The sequence below is a fragment of the Frigoribacterium sp. AP1 genome, from assembly GCF_056680555.1.
Map to the genome: position 1 here is coordinate 676333 of NZ_CM155288.1, position 15792 is coordinate 692124.

The following is a 15792-nucleotide window of genomic DNA, read 5'->3' on the forward strand; positions in this document are numbered from 1 at the left end:
AGCAGAGAAGCGAGGAGGCGCTGGTCGGCGACCGGCGCCTCCTCGGTTCTCGGAGAGGGACCTACTTGAGGTCGGCCTCGGTGTAGTAACCGCTGTCGATCAGGACCTCTTTGTAGTTGTCCTTGGTGACGATGGTCGGCTGGAAGAGGTACGTCGGGACGACCTTCACGCCGTTGTCGTACGTCTTGTCGTCGTTCGTCTCGGGCGTCTTGCCGGTGAGCAGGTCGTCGGCCATCACCACGGACTGGTCGGCGAGCTGACGGGTGTCCTTGTAGATGGTCGAGTACTGCTGACCCTCGATGATCGACTTGACCGAGGCGGCCTCGGCGTCCTGGCCGGTGATGACCGGCAGGGCGTCGCTGGAGTAGCCGGCACCCTCGAGCGCCGAGATGATGCCGATCGAGATGCCGTCGTAGGGCGAGAGCACGCCGTCGAGCTTGGTGCCGCCCGAGTAGGTCGAGGCGATCAGGTTCTGCATGCGGGCCTTGGCGGTGGCCGGGTCCCATGCCGCGGTGGCGGCCTGCGTGAACTGGTCCTGGCCGGAGCCGATCGTCAGCGAGCCGTCTTCGATGTAGGGCTTGAGGGTGTCCATCGCGCCGTTGAAGAAGAAGGTCGCGTTGTTGTCGTCCGAGCTGCCGGCGAAGACCTCGATGGTCTTGGGCGCGGCGCCGTCGACCTTCTTGCCGTCGGCGTCGGCGAGGCCGAGACCGGTCAGCAGGCTGGTGCCCTGGTCGACGCCGACCTTGTAGTTGTCGAACGACACGTAGTAGTCGACGTTCTCGTTGCCCGTCAGCAGACGGTCGTACGAGATGACCTTGATGCCGGCCTTGGCGGCCGAGTCGAGCTGGTCGCTGAGCGAGCCGCCGTCGATCGAGGCGACGATGAGGACCTTGGCGCCCTTGGTGATCATGTTGCTGATCTGCTGGACCTGCTGCGGGATCTTGTTGTCGGCGTACTCGAGGTCGACCTTGTAGCCCTTGTCTTCGAGGGCGCTCTTGACGGCGTCGCCGTCCTTGATCCAACGCTCGGACACCTTGGTGGGCATCGCGACGCCGACCAGCGCACCGGCGTTGTCGCCGCTGCTGCTGCCGCCGGCGTCACCGCCGCGTCCGCCGCCGCCGCCGGAGCAGGCGGCCAGGGAGAATGCCATGCCGACGGCGACGATGCCGACGAGGAGCTTTTTCTTCACGGTTGTTCCATTCGTGTCAGGTGTCATCTCGACGGCGTCGTCGATGACGGGTGATGGTGCTGTGAGGGGATCTCTGTGGTGCTGGCGCTCGACGGCTCGGGTGGCCGGGGACGCGCCGGGCCGACGGGTGCGCGAGGCCTGCCCGTCGGGGCTGGGGGACGTCAGGCCGGGGCGACCGCGAGGAGGCGCGGGGCGGGCGACGTGCGGACGGCCCGGTGGGCGGCCGGGCGGCGGAGGGAGGAGCTGTTCACGGTTGACCTCTTCGTCAGGAATCGTGTGGCTGGGGTGTCGCAGAGTGGAGCGGGATGGCCCGTCGCGGGGACGGTCGAGCGCTGACCTGAGAATGTGAGCGCTCACATCGGGTGGTGCTGGGCAATACTGAACGAGGTCCAGGTGCTTGTCAAGTCGGATCGCGTCCGGCGTGTCGCCGCATGATTTACACGTTCGCCACACGCCGTTCACGCGCGTGAGCGGTCGTCACGTCACAGTGTGGCCATGATCACCGCGACCGCGACCGTCCACACGGCCCACGACGCCGCCGGCCTGTTCTGGTTGTCGCGTCGCCTGCTGGCCGAGCACCGGGCGGCGCGGGTCGAGGTGGGCCAGTACCTCGTGCAGCTCGCCGACGCCGGGACGGTGCTGCTGACCGAGCTGCCCGAGGCCCTGAGGTTCGACGTCGTCGTCCGGGACGAGCTGACCGCACGCCGCACGCGCCGCGCCCTCGAGGCCGCCCTGGAGCGCTGTCTGCCCGGCACCGTCTCGGCCATGACCTGGCAGACCGAGCCGCTCGGCGCCGAGGCCGGCGTGGCCTGACGCCTCGGCACCGTGGGGCTAGAAGGCCGTGATGGTCCAGCTCGCCGTGTGGGCCTCGCCCGGAGCGAGCAGCACGAGGTCGTCGCCCGAGTTGAACGCGTCCGGCGGGCAGGTCATCGGCTCGACGGCCAACCCGACACGGTCGTTCTCGGGCTCGGGCCGGTCGGCGGTGTGCACCTGCACCCAGGGCAGCTCGCGACCCCACGACATGGTGACTCCGTGGCCGTCGCGCGCGGTGACCGTGGCGGTGACCCGCGCCTCCTGACCGGGGTCGCCCGGGCCGTCGACGCCGTCGGCCGTGACGAACGCGAGATCGGTGAAGGCGTGGTCGACGAAGAGGTCGTCGATCGGGTGCCCGTCGCGGAAGTCGAAGCCGTCGCGGTCGCCGACCGGCCGCGTGCCGACGGGCACGAGGCGGTCGTCGGTCACCTCGAGGTAGCTCGCGGCGGGCAGCGTGAACGACCAGTCGTCGACGCGGCCCTCGCCGGCGACGAGGTAGGGGTGGGGTGCGGTGCCGTACGGGGCGACGCCCGTGCCCGCGTTGCGGGCCGTGACGGTCGTGGTGAGCCCGGCCTCGCCCAGCTCGTAGACGACCGAGAGCGCCAGCCGCCACGGGTAGCCGTCGCTCGGCACGAGCACGAACGAGGCCGAGGCCCGCGCGGCCTGGGCCTGCTCGATCGTCCAGTCGGCCCAGTGCACCAGGCCGTGCAGGGCGTGCCCGCGTTCGACCTCGTTGAGCGGCAGCTGGTGCTCGACGCCGTCGCGCTCGTAGCGTCCGTCGGTCACGCGGTTGGGCCACGGGGCGAGCAGGGCCCCGCGGAAGCCGGGCCGCACCTCGTCGGCGGCGAACGGCACGACCAGGTCGCGGCCCTCGAAGGTGAGCGTGCGAAGCGTGGCGCCGACACCGGCGATCTCGGCCCGGTAACCGGCCCGCTCGAGCACGACCTGCGCGCCCGAGACCGGCACCGGAGACGTGACGAGCCTCGCGGTCGGCGGTGCACCCGGCGCGGGCTCGACGACGGGGGGCGTGGTGCCGGGCGGCGGCACGGAGGCGACGGGGGTGGGCTCAGACATGCGCGGGCTCTCCGAGGACGGACGCGGACAGGAACGGGTTGCGGAAGCGACCCTCGGGGTCGACCGACTCGACGTGGGCGGCGAAGTCGCCGAGACGCGGGAACACCCGGCGCAGCTCGGCGTGCGTGGCGGTCGAGACCTTGCCCCAGTGCGGGCGGGCGTCGAACGCGCCGAGCACCCGCTCGATCTCGGGCAGGACGGCGAGCACCTCGTCGGGACGGCGGTGCCAGGTGAAGTGGAAGGCAACGCTCTGACGTCCACCGCTCGGGCTGATCCAGGCGTCGTCGGGGGCGATCGTGCGGATCTCGCTGACCATCAGGACGTCGGCGAAGGTGTGCGCGATGCCCCGCAGCCCCTCGATCGCGGCCGCGGCGTGCTCGGCGGGGATCAGGAACTCGCTCTGGATCTCTTCGCCGGCGCTCGGCGTGAAGTCGAACCGGAAGTGCGGCAGGCGCTCGAGCCAAGGGCCGGCCACGCCGCCCTGCTGCGTCACGGCCGCGGTCTCGGCCCCGGGGATCATGTGCGTGGTGGCGTCGGCCCGCACCGCACCGAGGTCGCGGAGGTCGAGACCGACCTCGTCGCCGACCCGGTGCTTCGACCAGACCTGGTCCACCCCGTCGCCGTCGTACCGCGTGAAGAAGCTCAGGCTGTAGGCGCCGGCGAGCACGGCGTCGAGGTGCTCGAGGGCGGCCGCCCAGGGCAGGTGCTCGTGGATGGTCTGCTCGACGTCGAAGGTCGGCACGGTCTCGAGCTCGAGGGTCGTGACGACGCCCACGGCGCCGAGCGAGACGACGGAGGCGCCGAACGCGTCGTCACCTCGGCGGACGGTCTCGAGGCTGCCGTCGGCGCGCACGAGCTCGACGGCGCGGACGCCCGCCGACAGGGCGGGATTGCCGACCCCGGAGCCGTGCGTGCCGGTCTGCACCGCACCGGCGACCGAGATGTGCGGCAGCGAGGCGAGGTTGTGCAGGGCGAGCCCGTGACGCTGCAGCTCGGCCGCGAGGGCGGCGTGCGTCGTGCCCGCGCCGACGCGGACCGTGCCGGTGGCCGAGTCGATCTCGACCGGGGTGACGAGTGCGTCGAGCGAGACGAGGGTGCCGTCGGTGTCGGCGACGCGGTTGAACGAGTGACGCGAGCCCAGGGCCTTGACGCGACGGCTGCCGGTGACGACGTCACGCAGCTCGTCGAGGCTCGTGGGGCGACGCAGGTCGGTCGTCGAGTACTCGACGTTGGCGGCCCAGTTCTGCATGGAGACTCCTTCGGCTCGGGGTGCTGCGTCGAGTCTAGGCGAGCGGCCTGACGGTGAGTGAGCGCTCACTCGACTCGGGCGCTGGCCTGCCGGCCGAGCAGGGGACCGAGGCGCTCGGCGGCGTCGGTCAGCACCTGCGTGTACTCGGCGAGGCCGAAGTCGAACGGCAGCTCGACGATGAGGTCGTCCACCTCGCGCATCGCAGCGTTCTCGTGCAGCTGCTCGGCGATCCACTCGGACGGGCCGACCAGGTCGCGGTCGAACATCATGCCCCGGGGCCCGTGGGCCACGGTCGTGCGGTCGCGACGAGACGACGCGTAGGCCTCGTAGGCCGCACGCTGCTCGGCGGTGGCCGTGTCGGTGGGCAGGACGACCGCGCCCTTGGCGACCCGCGCCTCCTGACCCGCGGGGTGGACCGCGCGGAAGGCGCGGATCTGCTCGAACTGCGACGCGGCGAAGCGGGTGGGCTCGATCGGCCCGGGCCCACCGGCGAAGCTGACGTTGCTGATCAGCATGCCGAGGCCCTGCCGACCCGCCCACCCGGCCGACCGCGGGCTGCCCGCGCCGTACCAGACGCGGTCGGCGAGACCGGGGCTCTGTGGCTGCACCCGCCCGGTGTAGACCTCGATGCCCTCGGTGCCCTCGAACGTGCTGACCTGCTCGCCCCGTACGAGCGAGAGGAACTTCTCGACCCGGCCGTACGAGAAATCCTGGTGGTCGGCGGCGTCGCCGTAGAGGTGCGGGGCGATCTCGTCGTAGCCGCGGGGCTCGCCGACGCTGACGCCGAGCTGCAGTCGCCCGCGTGAGAGCACGTCGACCGTGCCCCAGTCCTCGGCGAGGCGGAACGGGTTCTCCCAGCCGAGCGGCATCACGGCCGTGCCGAGGGTCAGGCGCGAGGTGCGCTGCGCCGCGGCCGAGAGGAACGCGACGGGCGACGAGATGCCGAACTGGAGGTGCCGCGTGCGGGTCCAGCCGCCGTCGAGACCCAGCGCCTCGGCCCGCTCGAACAACTCGAGCCCCTGCTCGAGGCCGACGGTCGGGTCGTCGCCCTCGAAGGCGCCGATGGTGAGGAAACCGAGACGGCGCAGCGGCCTCGCGGTGGCGGACGGAGCGGGCGACGAGGAGGCGGTGGTCACCGGTCGAGCCTAGCCAGACGACGCGAGGCCCCGGCCTGCGTCCCCCGGTCCGCGCTCCCGGCCCGTGTCCCCCGACCGGAGTCCCCCGGACTGGGGACCACCCCACCCCCGTACTGGGTGGCCGTCCCCCGTTGTCCCCCGGGCCCGGATGCGGTTCGCTGGACGGAGCCGTTCGAGAGTCACGTCGACGACGACGCGACCACGCACGACACCACGACTTCAGGGGAACAGAACACGATGGACACCGCAGAGCCCGACACCGGACGCCCGGGCCCGACCGACCCGTCGGACGCCGCGACCACGCTCGACCCCGCCACGACCGTCGAGGTCGCCCCGGCGACGTCGACCCGACCGACGCGCCTCCGCCGCGAACGCGCCACGCGCCTGCGCCGACCCGCCACCTTCGTGCTGTCCTGGCTCGACCTGCCGAACGACGGCAGCGACCCCACGCTGCCCCTCGGCACCTGCCTGGTGCTCCGCACGGTCGGACGACCCGCCCGCGACGTGCTCGTCGACCTGCCCGGCGGGCCCGTCCGTGGTCGCGACAAGCTGCGACCCGGTGCCCCGCTCGGCATCGCGACCCCCGTCGAACTCGACGCGGTGGTCGCCCTCGGCACCGTCTTCGTCGAGTGGTCGGACGGCCGCGGCGTCAGCCGGACCACCTGGCTCCGCGTCCCGCCGGTCCCGGCGCGGTACCGCAGTCCCGCCGCTCGCTGATCTCGTCGGCGCGTCGCTCTGAGCCGGGCCCTCCCCCGGGAGGACGCGAGCGACGCATCGGGCCGCCCCTCGCCTCCCGGGCTCAGCGGCGGTAGGCCGCCGCCGGGTGCGTCTCGGGCAGCCGGGGCCCACCGCCGGTCAGCCGCTCGCGCAGCGTCTCGCCGGGCACGTACGCCTCCCGCAGTCGACCGCGACGACGCAGCTCGGGCACGATCAGCTCGACGAAGTCGGTCAGCGTGTCGAACGAGTGGTACTGGCGCAGGTTGATGCCGTCGATTCCCTCGTCGTCGAGCCAGCGCTCGACGGCGTCCGCCACGACCGTCGGGGTGCCGGCGACGAAGAACGTGCCACCCCAGGCCTCGTCGACCGAGTCGATCAGCTGGCCCACCGTGATGTCGAGCGGCAGTGCGGCGGCTCCCGGGTGGTCGAGCCGCCCCTCGGCCTCGAGCGCCTCGCGCACGGTGCGGTCGCGGGGGTGGGACGGGGCGTCGAACGGGATGCTGCGGTGGATCAGCTTGCCCTGCTCGCTGGCGAACGAGCGGTAGAGCGCGAGCTTCTCGGCGACGACCTCGTCGGTCTCGCCGGTGATGACGCCGGCCTGCACGATGAACGACACGTCGTCGGCCGAGCGTCCGGCCGCCACGGCCGCCTCGCGCGTGGCGGCGCCGACCGCCTTGACGGCGGGCCCGCCGGTGAAGACGACCTCGGCGTTGCGGGCCGCCTGCTCGACGCCCTTCGGCGACGCGGTCGCGAGGAAGAGCACGGGCGTGCGCTGCGGCGAGGGCTCGCTGAGGTGCGGGCCGGCGACCCGGAAGTGCTCGCCGACGTGGTCGATCGCGTGCACCTTGGCCGGGTCGGTGTAGACGCCCGAACCGGGCTCGAGCCCGTCGGCGGTGGGGTCGGCGACGACGGCGTCGTCCTCCCACGAGCCCTCCCACAGCTTGTAGAGCACGTCGAGGTACTCGGCGGCACGGGCGTAGCGCTCGGCCTTGGGGATCTCGGCGTCGAGGCCGAAGTTGCGCGCGGCGTTCGGCAGGTACGACGTCACGACGTTCCAGCCGACGCGTCCCTTCGTGAGGTGGTCGAGGGTCGACATGCGGCGCGCGAAGGCGAACGGCGGCTCGTAGCTCGTCGAGAACGTGATGCCGAAACCGAGGTGCTCGGTCACCGCGGCCATGGCCGGCACGACCATCATCGGGTCGTTGTTCGGCGCCTGGATGCCCTCGAGCAGGGCCGGCGCCGGGCTGTCGCCGAACACGTCGTAGGCACCCAGCACGTCGGCGATGAAGATCGCGTCGAAACCGCCGCGTTCGGCCAGGCGGGCCAGCTCGAGCCAGTACGCCAGGTCTTTGTACTCGCTGCGGTGGTTGTGGGGAAGCCGCCAGAGACCGTGCGTGATGTGCCCGACGCAGTTCATCTCGAAGAGGTTGAGGATCAGCTTCTTCTTCGAGGCGGGAACCCCGGAGTCGACGGCGACGGAGGGGACGGTGGCGGACGGGACGGGCGCGGGGGTGTCTGCGGTGCTCACGCGTCCTACTGTGCCGCACCGCGCCTCCTCGTCCACCGGGCGGTGACGCCGTGTTGCACGACGGGAAGGCCGGGCGGAACCACACCACACCGCGTTTCGTGCACGACACCGTGACGAGACGGGGTGCGGTGCACGGAACGCGGTGCGGTGCGGCGGGTCAGCGCTCGCGGATCGTGGTCGTCACGTCGACGAGGCTGGGGTCCGCGGGCGCCGAGCCGAAGCCGAACCGCACGGGCGGGTCGAGCAGGGCCAACGCCCCGAGAGCGCGGCCGTCGAGACGGGCGTCGACCGCGACGATGCGGCGGGCCAGCGTCACGCCGTAGTACTCGCGACGGCCTCCGCCGGCCGTGCCCGCCGTGCGGGCACCCCGCACGATCAGCCGTGCGACCGGGTCGATCAGCGTGAGCCAGCCGGGCCGGGTCGCGAACGCCCGGGGCACGAGCCGCAGCAGCCACCCGAGCGGCGACACGGGCCCGATCTCGAGCGACAGGTCGAGCACGTCGCCGCCCGCGTCGTCCGGGCCGGCCGAGACCCGCAGCGTCCGGTCGACGCCGCGCCACGAGACGGGCTGCACCCGCACCTCGTCGAACGTGTAGGTCGACGAGACGTAGTCGGCGACGGCCTGCGACGGTGCCAGCAAGGTGCGGTGACCGTCGGCGTCCTCCACCATCACGTCGACGAAACGGCCGAGCGGCGAACGGTTCCACAGCCCGACGACGACGCGCGTGCCGGATTCGGTGCCGAAGCCGGCGATGCGTCCGTGGAACCGCTGGTCGGGGGTCGCGCTGCTCATCGTCGCTACTCGGCCACCCGGGCCGAGACGGCCTCGAGGGCGGCGAGCTCGTCGGCGCTGAGGGCCACGCTCGCGCTGGCCAGCAACGCGGGCAACTGCTCGAGGGTGCGGGCGCTGGCGATGGGGGCGACGACGCGGGGCTGGGCCTGCAGCCAGGCGAGGGCGACCGTGGCGATCTCGACCTGGTGGGCGCTGGCGATGTCGCGCAGGGCGGCCACGACCTCGAGCCCCTCGTCGCTGAAGTAGCCTTCGATGTTGCCGCTGCGCGCCCCGGCGATGTCGTCGCGGGTCTGGTACTTGCCGGTCAGGAAGCCCGCGGCGAGCGAGAAGTACGGCGTGACGCCGAGCTGGTTCGAGGCGGCGAGCGGGGCCAGGTCGCGCTCGTAGGCCTTCCGGGTCACGAGGTTGTAGTGCGGCTGCAGGGCGACCGGGGCCGCGAATCCCTCGCGCCGGGCGATCTCCACCCACTCGGTGATGCGCTCGGGCGAGAAGTTCGAGATGCCGACGTGCCGCACCTTGCCGGCCTTCTGCAGCGCGTCGAAGGCGCCGAGGGTCTCGGCGAGGTCGTCGCCGGTGTCGAAGTGCGCCCAGTACAGGTCGATGTGGTCGGTCTGCAGGCGGGTGAGCGAGGCGTCGGCGGCGGCCGCGACGTTGGCGGCACCGAGCCCGGGGAAGTCGGGGTGCTGGCTGACCTTGGTGCCGAGGACGATCTGGTCACGACGGGAGGCGCCGCCCTGGGCGAGCCAGGTGCCGATGACCGTCTCGGACTCACCGCCCGAGTTGCCGTCGGCCCAGGCCGAGTACACGTCGGCCGTGTCGACGAAGTTGCCGCCGCCGGCGACGAAGGCGTCGAGCACCGAGTGCGACTCGGCCTCGTCGCTGGTCCAGCCGAACGTGTTGCCGCCGAGGGCGAGGGGGAAGACGTCGAGGTCGGATGTTCCGATGAGGGGCATGCGGGGGTTCCTTTCGCGAACGTCGCGTCGGGTCGGCGCGGCGACTACCCAGGTCTAACGCGTCGGGGGCGGGTTCGTTCCCAGGTGCACGATCAGTAGCCCTGCTCGACGTCGACGACGCCCTCGGGCTCGCCACCCTCGGCGAGCGCCCGGATGTTCGCCTCGACCCGGGCCTGGAAGAGCGGCTCGGTCATCGCGTTCGTGTTGGCCTGGTGCGGGGTGATCAGGGCGCGGGGCTCGGCCCACAACGGGTGGCCGTCGGGCAGCGGCTCGGGGTCGACGACGTCGAGGCCCGCCGCCCCGATCCGTCCCTCGGCGAGCGCCGTGACGAGCGCGTCGGTGTCGACGAGCGGCCCGCGGGCGATGTTGACCAGCACGGCCGTGTCCTTCATGGCGGCGAACTGGTCGGCACCGAGCAGGCTGCGGGTGCCGCCGGTGAGCGCCGCGGCGACCACGACGACGTCGCTCGTCGGCAGCACCTCGGCCAGGCGGTCGACCGTGATAGTCCGGGCGGCGCCGGGCACGGCCTCGTCGGTGCGGCGCACCATCGTCACCTCGACGTCGAACGGCTGCAGCAGGCGCAGCAGTTCGGTCCCGATGCCGCCGGCACCGACGATGGTGACGGTCGCCCCGTTCAGCGAGATGCCCCGCTGCTCACGTTCCCACGAGGAGGCGCGGGCCCTGATCTGCAGGGAGCGCAGGGTCGCCAGCGTCAGCGCCAGGGCGTGCTCGGCCACGGGTGCGCTGTAGGCGCCCTTCGCACTGGTGAAGACCAGACCGTCGTGGGCGGTGGCCTGCATGGTCTCGACGTAGGCGTCGACGCCCGCGCTCGGCAGCTGCACGATGCGGACGCCGGGGTGCTGCTCGACGGCGGATCGCAGCTCGCCTTGGTCGATGCGCCCACCGACGACGATCATCTCGGTCTCGTCGCCGAGCTCGACGAGGCGGGCGTCGGCCGCGTCCACCGCCCGCTTCGCGGGCGCGACGCCCCATGTGTCGCCCGACGACCCCTCGGAGTCGGCGGTGGCGGAGGCGGCGGGGAGGACGGTGACGGCGACGGTGCTCATCCGTCCACCGTATCGATCCGGTCACGAAAGCGACTCAGGCTCGTGTCCCCGTCGGACCGGTGGCAGAGTGACGCCGTCTGCCGGTCGCGAAACCCGATCGTGGACGCGGGAGGCACGGGTCAACGGCGACACGCGCCTCCTTCCCTTCGACTCCCCCGGCCGCCCGGCGGCCCCCGGTCGACCCCGGGTTCCCCCAGGGGTACGCTGTCCCACGGCCCAGGCGGGCCCACGGCCCCACCGGGCCCGGCGGCAGCACGACGGAAGGCAGGTGAGCGGCGATGGCTGGTGACAGTACTGGCGCCCCGCGGCATCCCTCCGTGGTCGCGCCGTCCGCCCCGCTCGTCTGAGCACCGGGCCCGACCGACCACGAGCGATGCCCACGGGCACCGACGTCTCCCGTCGACGCACGTCGTCGACGACCCAGCACCCCCGGTGTCGCGTCGTCGCCCGTGTGCGTCGGCCCGGCCCCACCGCACACCCGCCGTCCGCACGGCTGCCGTGACCACCACCCGGCACGACACCGTCCCTCGACGGACGGTCGTCGCACCACGAACGGCAGGAGCGCAGACCATGGCACTCATCGACAACGGCATCTACGTCGCGGGGCACCGCACCGACAGCCCGGCGAACCTCGACGAGACGTTCGAGTTGCTGCACGAACACCAGGGCATGGCCTGGATCGGCCTGTACCGCGCCGACCCCGACGAGGTGCGCTCGATCGCGCAGGAGTTCGAGCTGCACCCGCTCGCCGTCGAGGACGCGCTCAAGGGTCACCAACGCGCGAAGCTCGAGCGCTTCGGCGAGACGCTCTTCGTCGTGCTGCGCTCGGCCCGCTACCTCGACGCCGAGGAGACGGTCGAGTTCGGCGAGGTGCACGTGTTCGTCGGCCCGGGCTTCGTCATCACGATCCGGCACGCCGAGAACCCCGACCTCGGCCGGGTGCGCCGCCGCCTCGAGTCGAACCCCGAGCTGCTCGCGCTCGGGCCCGAGGCCGTGCTCTACGCCGTGCTCGACCAGGTGGTCGACGGCTACGGCCCGGTCGTCGCCGGCATCGAGAAGGACATCGACGAGATCGAGGACGAGCTCTTCGGCGGCGACCCCGAGGTGTCACGGCGCATCTACGAGCTGCTGCGCGAGGTGATCAGCTTCCAGCGCGCGACGAGCCCGCTGCGCGGCATGCTCGAGAACCTGCTGCGCGGGTCGGACAAGTACGGCGTCGACGTCGAGCTGCAGCGCTCGCTGCGCGACGTGCTCGACCACGTGCTGCGCATCGGAGAGCGCGCGGACACGTTCCGCGCGCTGCTCGAGAACGCCCTGACGGTGCACTCGACGCTCGTGACCCAGGCGCAGAACGACGAGATGCGGCGCCTGTCCGAGGCCGGGCTCGCCCAGAACGAGGAGACCCGACGCCTGTCCGAGGTCGGCCTGCAGCAGAACGACGAGGTCAAGAAGATCTCGGGCTGGGCGGCCATCCTGTTCGCCCCGACCCTGGTCGGCGGCGTCTACGGCATGAACTTCGACAACATGCCCGAGCTGCATTGGCAGTTCGGCTACCCGATGGCGGTCGCTGCGATGGTCGCGGTCGGCGCGAGCATCTGGGGCGTCTTCAAGTGGAAGAAGTGGCTCTGACGCTGTCGGGCCGGTGACGCGGAGAACGCAGGAGGCGCGGGTCGGGTGACCCGCGCCTCCTGCGTTCTCGAGGGGGTGCGGTGCTGCGGCTCGGGCCTAGGCCTCGAGCGCGGCGTCGAGGGTGATCTCGACGCCGGTGAGGGCCTTCGAGACCGGGCAGGTCTCTTTGGCGTTCTGGGCGGCCTCGAGGAAGGCGGCCTCGTCGATGCCGGAGACCTCGCCGCGGACGGTGAGGGCGATGCCGGTGAGCTTGAAGCCGCCGGCCGAGTCCGGGCCGAGCGAGACGTCGGCCTTGACGTCGAGGGCCTCGACGGTGCCGCCGGCCTGGCCGAGGACGGCCGAGAACTGCATCGCGTAGCAGGCCGAGTGGGCCGCGGCGAGCAGTTCTTCGGGGCTGGTGGAGCCGTTGGCGTCGTCGGCGGCACGCTTGGGGAACGAGACGTCGTAGGTGCCGAGCTTGGAGCTCGACAGTTCGACCTGGCCTTCGCCGGTCTCGAGGCTGCCGTTCCAGGCGGTGCGTGAGGTGCGAGTGGGCATGAGGTGCTCTCTTTCGTGGAGGGGGCCGACGTCGGGATCGGCGCCGGTCGGGTGTTCGGGAGTGTTCTGGTCGGTCAGTGGTGCTGGTCGGTGAGGGCGGCGGTGTTCGCCCGGACGGCGGCGGCGAGCGCGGCGATGTCGGCCCGCAGGGTCTGCAGGTCGGTCAGCTCGAGACCGGTGGCGCCGCAGATCTGGTCGGCGAAGCCCGCGGCCTGCCCGCGGAGCGCGACCCCCGCCTCGGTCAGGGCGACGTCGACCGTGCGTTCGTCGGCGACCGACCGGGTGCGCGTCAGCAGCCCGTGGGCCTCGAGCCGCTTGAGCAGGGGTGACAGCGTGCCCGACTCGAGCTGCAACTGGTGGCCGAGCTCGGAGACGGTCGTCGGGCCGCCCTGCCAGAGGACGAGCAGCACGAGGTACTGCGGGTAGGTGAGGCCGAGCGGGGCGAGCAGGTCGCGGTAGCGGGCCGTGACGGCGCGGGAGGCGTTGTAGAGCGCGAAGCAGATCTGCTCGTCGAGCACGGGCGTCGGGCCCGGGGTCGTCGTGTCGGCTGCTGCGGTCATGTCTGTGACTGTAGCACGTTGTGCCCGATTGAGTTGCGCACAACCCACTTTGCCTCCCGCTGCCCCGGGCAGACAGCGACGATCCGGCGTCAGACGGCGTCGGCCCGGCGCTCGCGGAAGGCGATCATGTTGACCCGGTTGCCGCAGCGGACGCTGCAGAACCGCTTCGACCCGTTGCGCGACAGGTCGACGAAGACGCCGTCGCAGTCGTCCGCCGCGCAGGCCCGCAGCCGGCCGGTCTCGTCGGTGCGGATCACGTCGACCAGGGCGAGCGCGGACTCGACGCGGATGCGGTCGGCGAGGGGCGCGTCGTCGCTCGTCGCGTGCAGGTGCCAATCGAGGGCGTCGTGCCGCACGAGCCGGGGCGACGAGACGCTGTCGGCCAGCATGCGGTTGACCTCGGCGGCGAGCAGGTCGCGCTCGAGGGTCCAGATTCGTCGCAGCTCGGCCCGGACACCCTGCACCGAGGCCAGCTCGGCGTCGTCCCGGTCGAAGCGACCCGAGAAGGCGAACGAGTCGAGCAGGTCCTTGAGTTCGGCCCGGGTCGAGAGCTCGTCGTCACCGGATCGACTCGCCCCGGCACCGGTGTTGACCAGGGCGACGTTGAACTCGAGGACGTCTTCGGTGTCAGGGGCGAAATGCAAGTTGACTCCTTGTCAGACGCGGTCGTACGCTCGCGACAGAAGCGGCGCGTCACCACCCATTGTGCACGACGGCCCTGACAGAAGGAGTCCTCGTGAGCACCGGTGCGACCACGACCCCGTCCACGACGACGCCCCTCGCCGCGGGGCGCCCCGGCTCGACCACCGCGGGCCTGCTCGTCGCACTGCTCGCCGCGGCGTCGTTCGGCTTCTCGGGGCCTTTCGTCAAGCCGCTGCTCGAGTCGGGCTGGAGTCCCGTGGCCGCCGTCACCGTCCGCGCCCTGATCGGCGGGGTGGTGCTCGCACCCGTCGCACTCGTCGCCCTCCGCGGACGGCTCGGCCCGATCTGGCGGGCCCGGCGGCGCGTGCTCGGCATGGCCGTGATCGGTGTCGCCGGCACCCAGGTCTTCTACTTCGCCGCCGTGGTGCGCATCCCGGTCGGCACGGCGATCCTCGTCGAGTACCTCGCCCCGCTGCTGCTCGTCGGCGTCGCCTGGGCGACCACGCGGCGTGTGCCGCAGGCCGTCGTCCTCGTGGGCTCCGTGATCGCCTTCGCGGGCCTCCTGCTGGTCGTCGCCCCGAGCGGCGGCGTGGCCCTCGACCCGGTCGGGCTCGCCCTGGCCGGGGCGGCCATGGTCTGCTGTGCCGCCTACTTCGTGATCGCCGCCCGGCCGAGCGGCGACCTGCCCCCGGTCGCACTGGCGGCGTCGGGCCTGCTCGTCGGTTCCGCCCTGCTCGGATTGCTGGGGCTGACCGGTCTGGTGCCGTTCACGATGTCGGCCGCCGACGTGCCGCTCTTCGACGCAGTCGTGCCGTGGTGGGTGCCGATGCTCGTGGTCGGCGTCGTCGCGACCGCGGTCGCCTACGCCACGAGCATCACGGCCAGCAGCATGCTCGGCTCGCGCCTGGCGTCGTTCGTCGGCCTGCTCGAGGTCGCGGCCGCCGCGCTCTACGCCTGGCTGCTGCTCGGCGAGGCCCTCACCCCGCTGCAGCTCGGCGGCGGCCTGTTGATCGTCGTCGGCATCGGCTTCGTCCGGGCCGAGCGCACCCGCGAGGCCGCGGTCGTGGCGGACGCGGTGGCCGAGACGCCCCTCGCCGACGCGGTGGCCGCGGGCCGGGGTGCGACCATGGGGTGATGGACTTCGCCGAGAACGCCAGCCTGCACGACCTCCCGCGCCCGGGCACGGCCTCCGAGATCGCGGCGACGTTCGGTCGCCCCGTCTACACGTTCGTCGAGCAGCCCCGCCTCGATCTCACGCAGCCCAGCACGATCGCGCACGACGACGTGCTGGACACCGTCGCCCTCACCTACGTGTTCGTCGCCGACCCGTCCGACCCCGAGGCTCCGTCCAACCTGGTCGAGAACGTCGCCGAGATCGACGGCCACCTGGCGGATGCCCTGGCCACCGGGCAGCCGGAATGGTTCGTGGCCGGAGTGCGGGCGTTCCGGTATCCGATGCTGTGGGAGGCGGTGGTCACGACAGTCGCGCCCGACGACCCGGAACGGTCGGGCGAGCGCGATTCCGCGGCGGAACATCTCGCCCGGCACGTCAACCACGTGCTGATCAACACGGCCGAGGGGCGGAGCACCCGACCCGACGGCGCCGTACCTGTGCTGGACGCTCCGGTCACCGCCCGGCATGCGCAGCCGGGAGCGGTGCTCGTCGTCGACGGCGTCGAGCGCGGCGCCGTGCTCATCGACACCGATCCCGACCTGGTCGGCTGGGGCGCCGAGGTCGACGGCTCGATCGTGCTCGTGGTGCTGCCGCGGGACCTCGTGCCGCTGGTCGACCTCCGGTTGACGTCCCTCGCGACCTGACCCGCGCCTCCTCGGCTTCCCCTCCCGCACCCCGCGGACGCCCGACGGCGGCAAGGCGCCGGGTTCGGCCTACCCCGAGGGCGCTCG

General features: G+C 72.3%; 16 protein-coding genes. 5 read left to right on the top strand and 11 right to left on the bottom strand.

Annotation, left to right across the window (positions count from 1 at the left end; all coding sequences use genetic code 11):
• Nucleotides 1–61: 61 nt before the first annotated feature.
• Entirely contained in the window at nucleotides 62–1216 is a 1155-nt protein-coding gene (gene chvE, locus AC1MBW_RS03200; protein ID WP_054147478.1) for a multiple monosaccharide ABC transporter substrate-binding protein, read from the bottom strand.
• Between the two features lie 468 nt (nucleotides 1217–1684).
• Between chvE and AC1MBW_RS03205 the strand changes: the two genes are divergently transcribed.
• The gene (locus tag AC1MBW_RS03205; RefSeq protein WP_054147479.1) at nucleotides 1685–2002 is read left to right on the top strand and encodes a hypothetical protein; all 318 of its coding nucleotides are present in this window, start codon (nucleotides 1685–1687) and stop codon (nucleotides 2000–2002) included.
• An 18-nt stretch (nucleotides 2003–2020) separates the two neighbouring features.
• Here AC1MBW_RS03205 and AC1MBW_RS03210 read toward each other — a convergent pair whose 3' ends face one another.
• The 3 genes from AC1MBW_RS03210 to AC1MBW_RS03220 form a co-directional block, all read right to left on the bottom strand.
• The gene (locus AC1MBW_RS03210; RefSeq protein WP_480025416.1) at nucleotides 2021–3076 is read right to left on the bottom strand and encodes an aldose 1-epimerase family protein; all 1056 of its coding nucleotides are present in this window, start codon (nucleotides 3074–3076) and stop codon (nucleotides 2021–2023) included.
• The gene (locus tag AC1MBW_RS03215; RefSeq protein ID WP_480025417.1) at nucleotides 3069–4325 is read right to left on the bottom strand and encodes an FAD-binding protein; all 1257 of its coding nucleotides are present in this window, start codon (nucleotides 4323–4325) and stop codon (nucleotides 3069–3071) included. The genes AC1MBW_RS03210 and AC1MBW_RS03215 overlap by 8 nt, the downstream gene beginning before the upstream one ends.
• A gap of 65 nt (nucleotides 4326–4390) precedes the next feature.
• The gene (locus AC1MBW_RS03220) at nucleotides 4391–5461 is read right to left on the bottom strand and encodes an LLM class flavin-dependent oxidoreductase (protein WP_480025418.1); all 1071 of its coding nucleotides are present in this window, start codon (nucleotides 5459–5461) and stop codon (nucleotides 4391–4393) included.
• Nucleotides 5462–5698: 237 nt separating this feature from the next.
• Here AC1MBW_RS03220 and AC1MBW_RS03225 point away from each other — a divergent pair, with 237 nt between their 5' ends.
• Entirely contained in the window at nucleotides 5699–6178 is a 480-nt protein-coding gene (locus tag AC1MBW_RS03225; RefSeq protein ID WP_054147533.1) for a hypothetical protein, read from the top strand.
• 82 nt (nucleotides 6179–6260) lie between these two features.
• On the opposite strand, the gene AC1MBW_RS03230 is transcribed toward AC1MBW_RS03225, so the two are convergent.
• From AC1MBW_RS03230 to AC1MBW_RS03245, 4 genes are all read right to left on the bottom strand, one after another.
• Nucleotides 6261–7706, bottom strand: coding sequence for an NtaA/DmoA family FMN-dependent monooxygenase (locus AC1MBW_RS03230; protein WP_480025419.1), 1446 nt, complete (start codon nucleotides 7704–7706; stop codon nucleotides 6261–6263).
• 157 nt (nucleotides 7707–7863) lie between these two features.
• Nucleotides 7864–8499, bottom strand: coding sequence for a hypothetical protein (locus tag AC1MBW_RS03235; RefSeq protein ID WP_480025420.1), 636 nt, complete (start codon nucleotides 8497–8499; stop codon nucleotides 7864–7866).
• 5 nt (nucleotides 8500–8504) lie between these two features.
• On the bottom strand, nucleotides 8505–9452 hold the full coding sequence (locus tag AC1MBW_RS03240) for an aldo/keto reductase (RefSeq protein ID WP_480025421.1): 948 nt from the start codon (nucleotides 9450–9452) through the stop codon (nucleotides 8505–8507).
• Nucleotides 9453–9544: 92 nt separating this feature from the next.
• Nucleotides 9545–10519, bottom strand: coding sequence for a D-isomer specific 2-hydroxyacid dehydrogenase family protein (locus tag AC1MBW_RS03245; RefSeq protein ID WP_480025422.1), 975 nt, complete (start codon nucleotides 10517–10519; stop codon nucleotides 9545–9547).
• Nucleotides 10520–11089: 570 nt separating this feature from the next.
• Between AC1MBW_RS03245 and AC1MBW_RS03250 the strand changes: the two genes are divergently transcribed.
• A complete protein-coding gene (locus tag AC1MBW_RS03250) occupies nucleotides 11090–12148 on the top strand; it encodes a magnesium and cobalt transport protein CorA (protein ID WP_054147535.1) in 1059 nt (352 codons plus the stop codon).
• A gap of 96 nt (nucleotides 12149–12244) precedes the next feature.
• Here AC1MBW_RS03250 and AC1MBW_RS03255 read toward each other — a convergent pair whose 3' ends face one another.
• The 3 genes from AC1MBW_RS03255 to AC1MBW_RS03265 all read right to left on the bottom strand — a co-directional run bounded on the left by AC1MBW_RS03255 (nucleotide 12245) and on the right by AC1MBW_RS03265 (nucleotide 13889).
• Complete coding sequence (locus AC1MBW_RS03255) at nucleotides 12245–12685, bottom strand: OsmC family peroxiredoxin (RefSeq protein WP_056258068.1); 441 nt, start codon at nucleotides 12683–12685, stop codon at nucleotides 12245–12247.
• A 74-nt stretch (nucleotides 12686–12759) separates the two neighbouring features.
• Nucleotides 12760–13245: a MarR family winged helix-turn-helix transcriptional regulator gene (locus AC1MBW_RS03260; protein ID WP_480025423.1), complete on the bottom strand. Its 486-nt coding sequence runs from the start codon at nucleotides 13243–13245 to the stop codon at nucleotides 12760–12762.
• Nucleotides 13246–13334: 89 nt separating this feature from the next.
• Nucleotides 13335–13889, bottom strand: coding sequence for a CGNR zinc finger domain-containing protein (locus AC1MBW_RS03265; RefSeq protein ID WP_480025424.1), 555 nt, complete (start codon nucleotides 13887–13889; stop codon nucleotides 13335–13337).
• A gap of 92 nt (nucleotides 13890–13981) precedes the next feature.
• Here AC1MBW_RS03265 and AC1MBW_RS03270 point away from each other — a divergent pair, with 92 nt between their 5' ends.
• Nucleotides 13982–15022, top strand: a complete 1041-nt coding sequence (locus AC1MBW_RS03270) for a DMT family transporter (RefSeq protein WP_480025425.1) — start codon at nucleotides 13982–13984, stop codon at nucleotides 15020–15022.
• Complete coding sequence (locus tag AC1MBW_RS03275) at nucleotides 15022–15705, top strand: hypothetical protein (protein WP_480025426.1); 684 nt, start codon at nucleotides 15022–15024, stop codon at nucleotides 15703–15705. The genes AC1MBW_RS03270 and AC1MBW_RS03275 overlap by 1 nt, the downstream gene beginning before the upstream one ends.
• The last annotated feature ends 87 nt before the right edge of the window (nucleotides 15706–15792 follow it).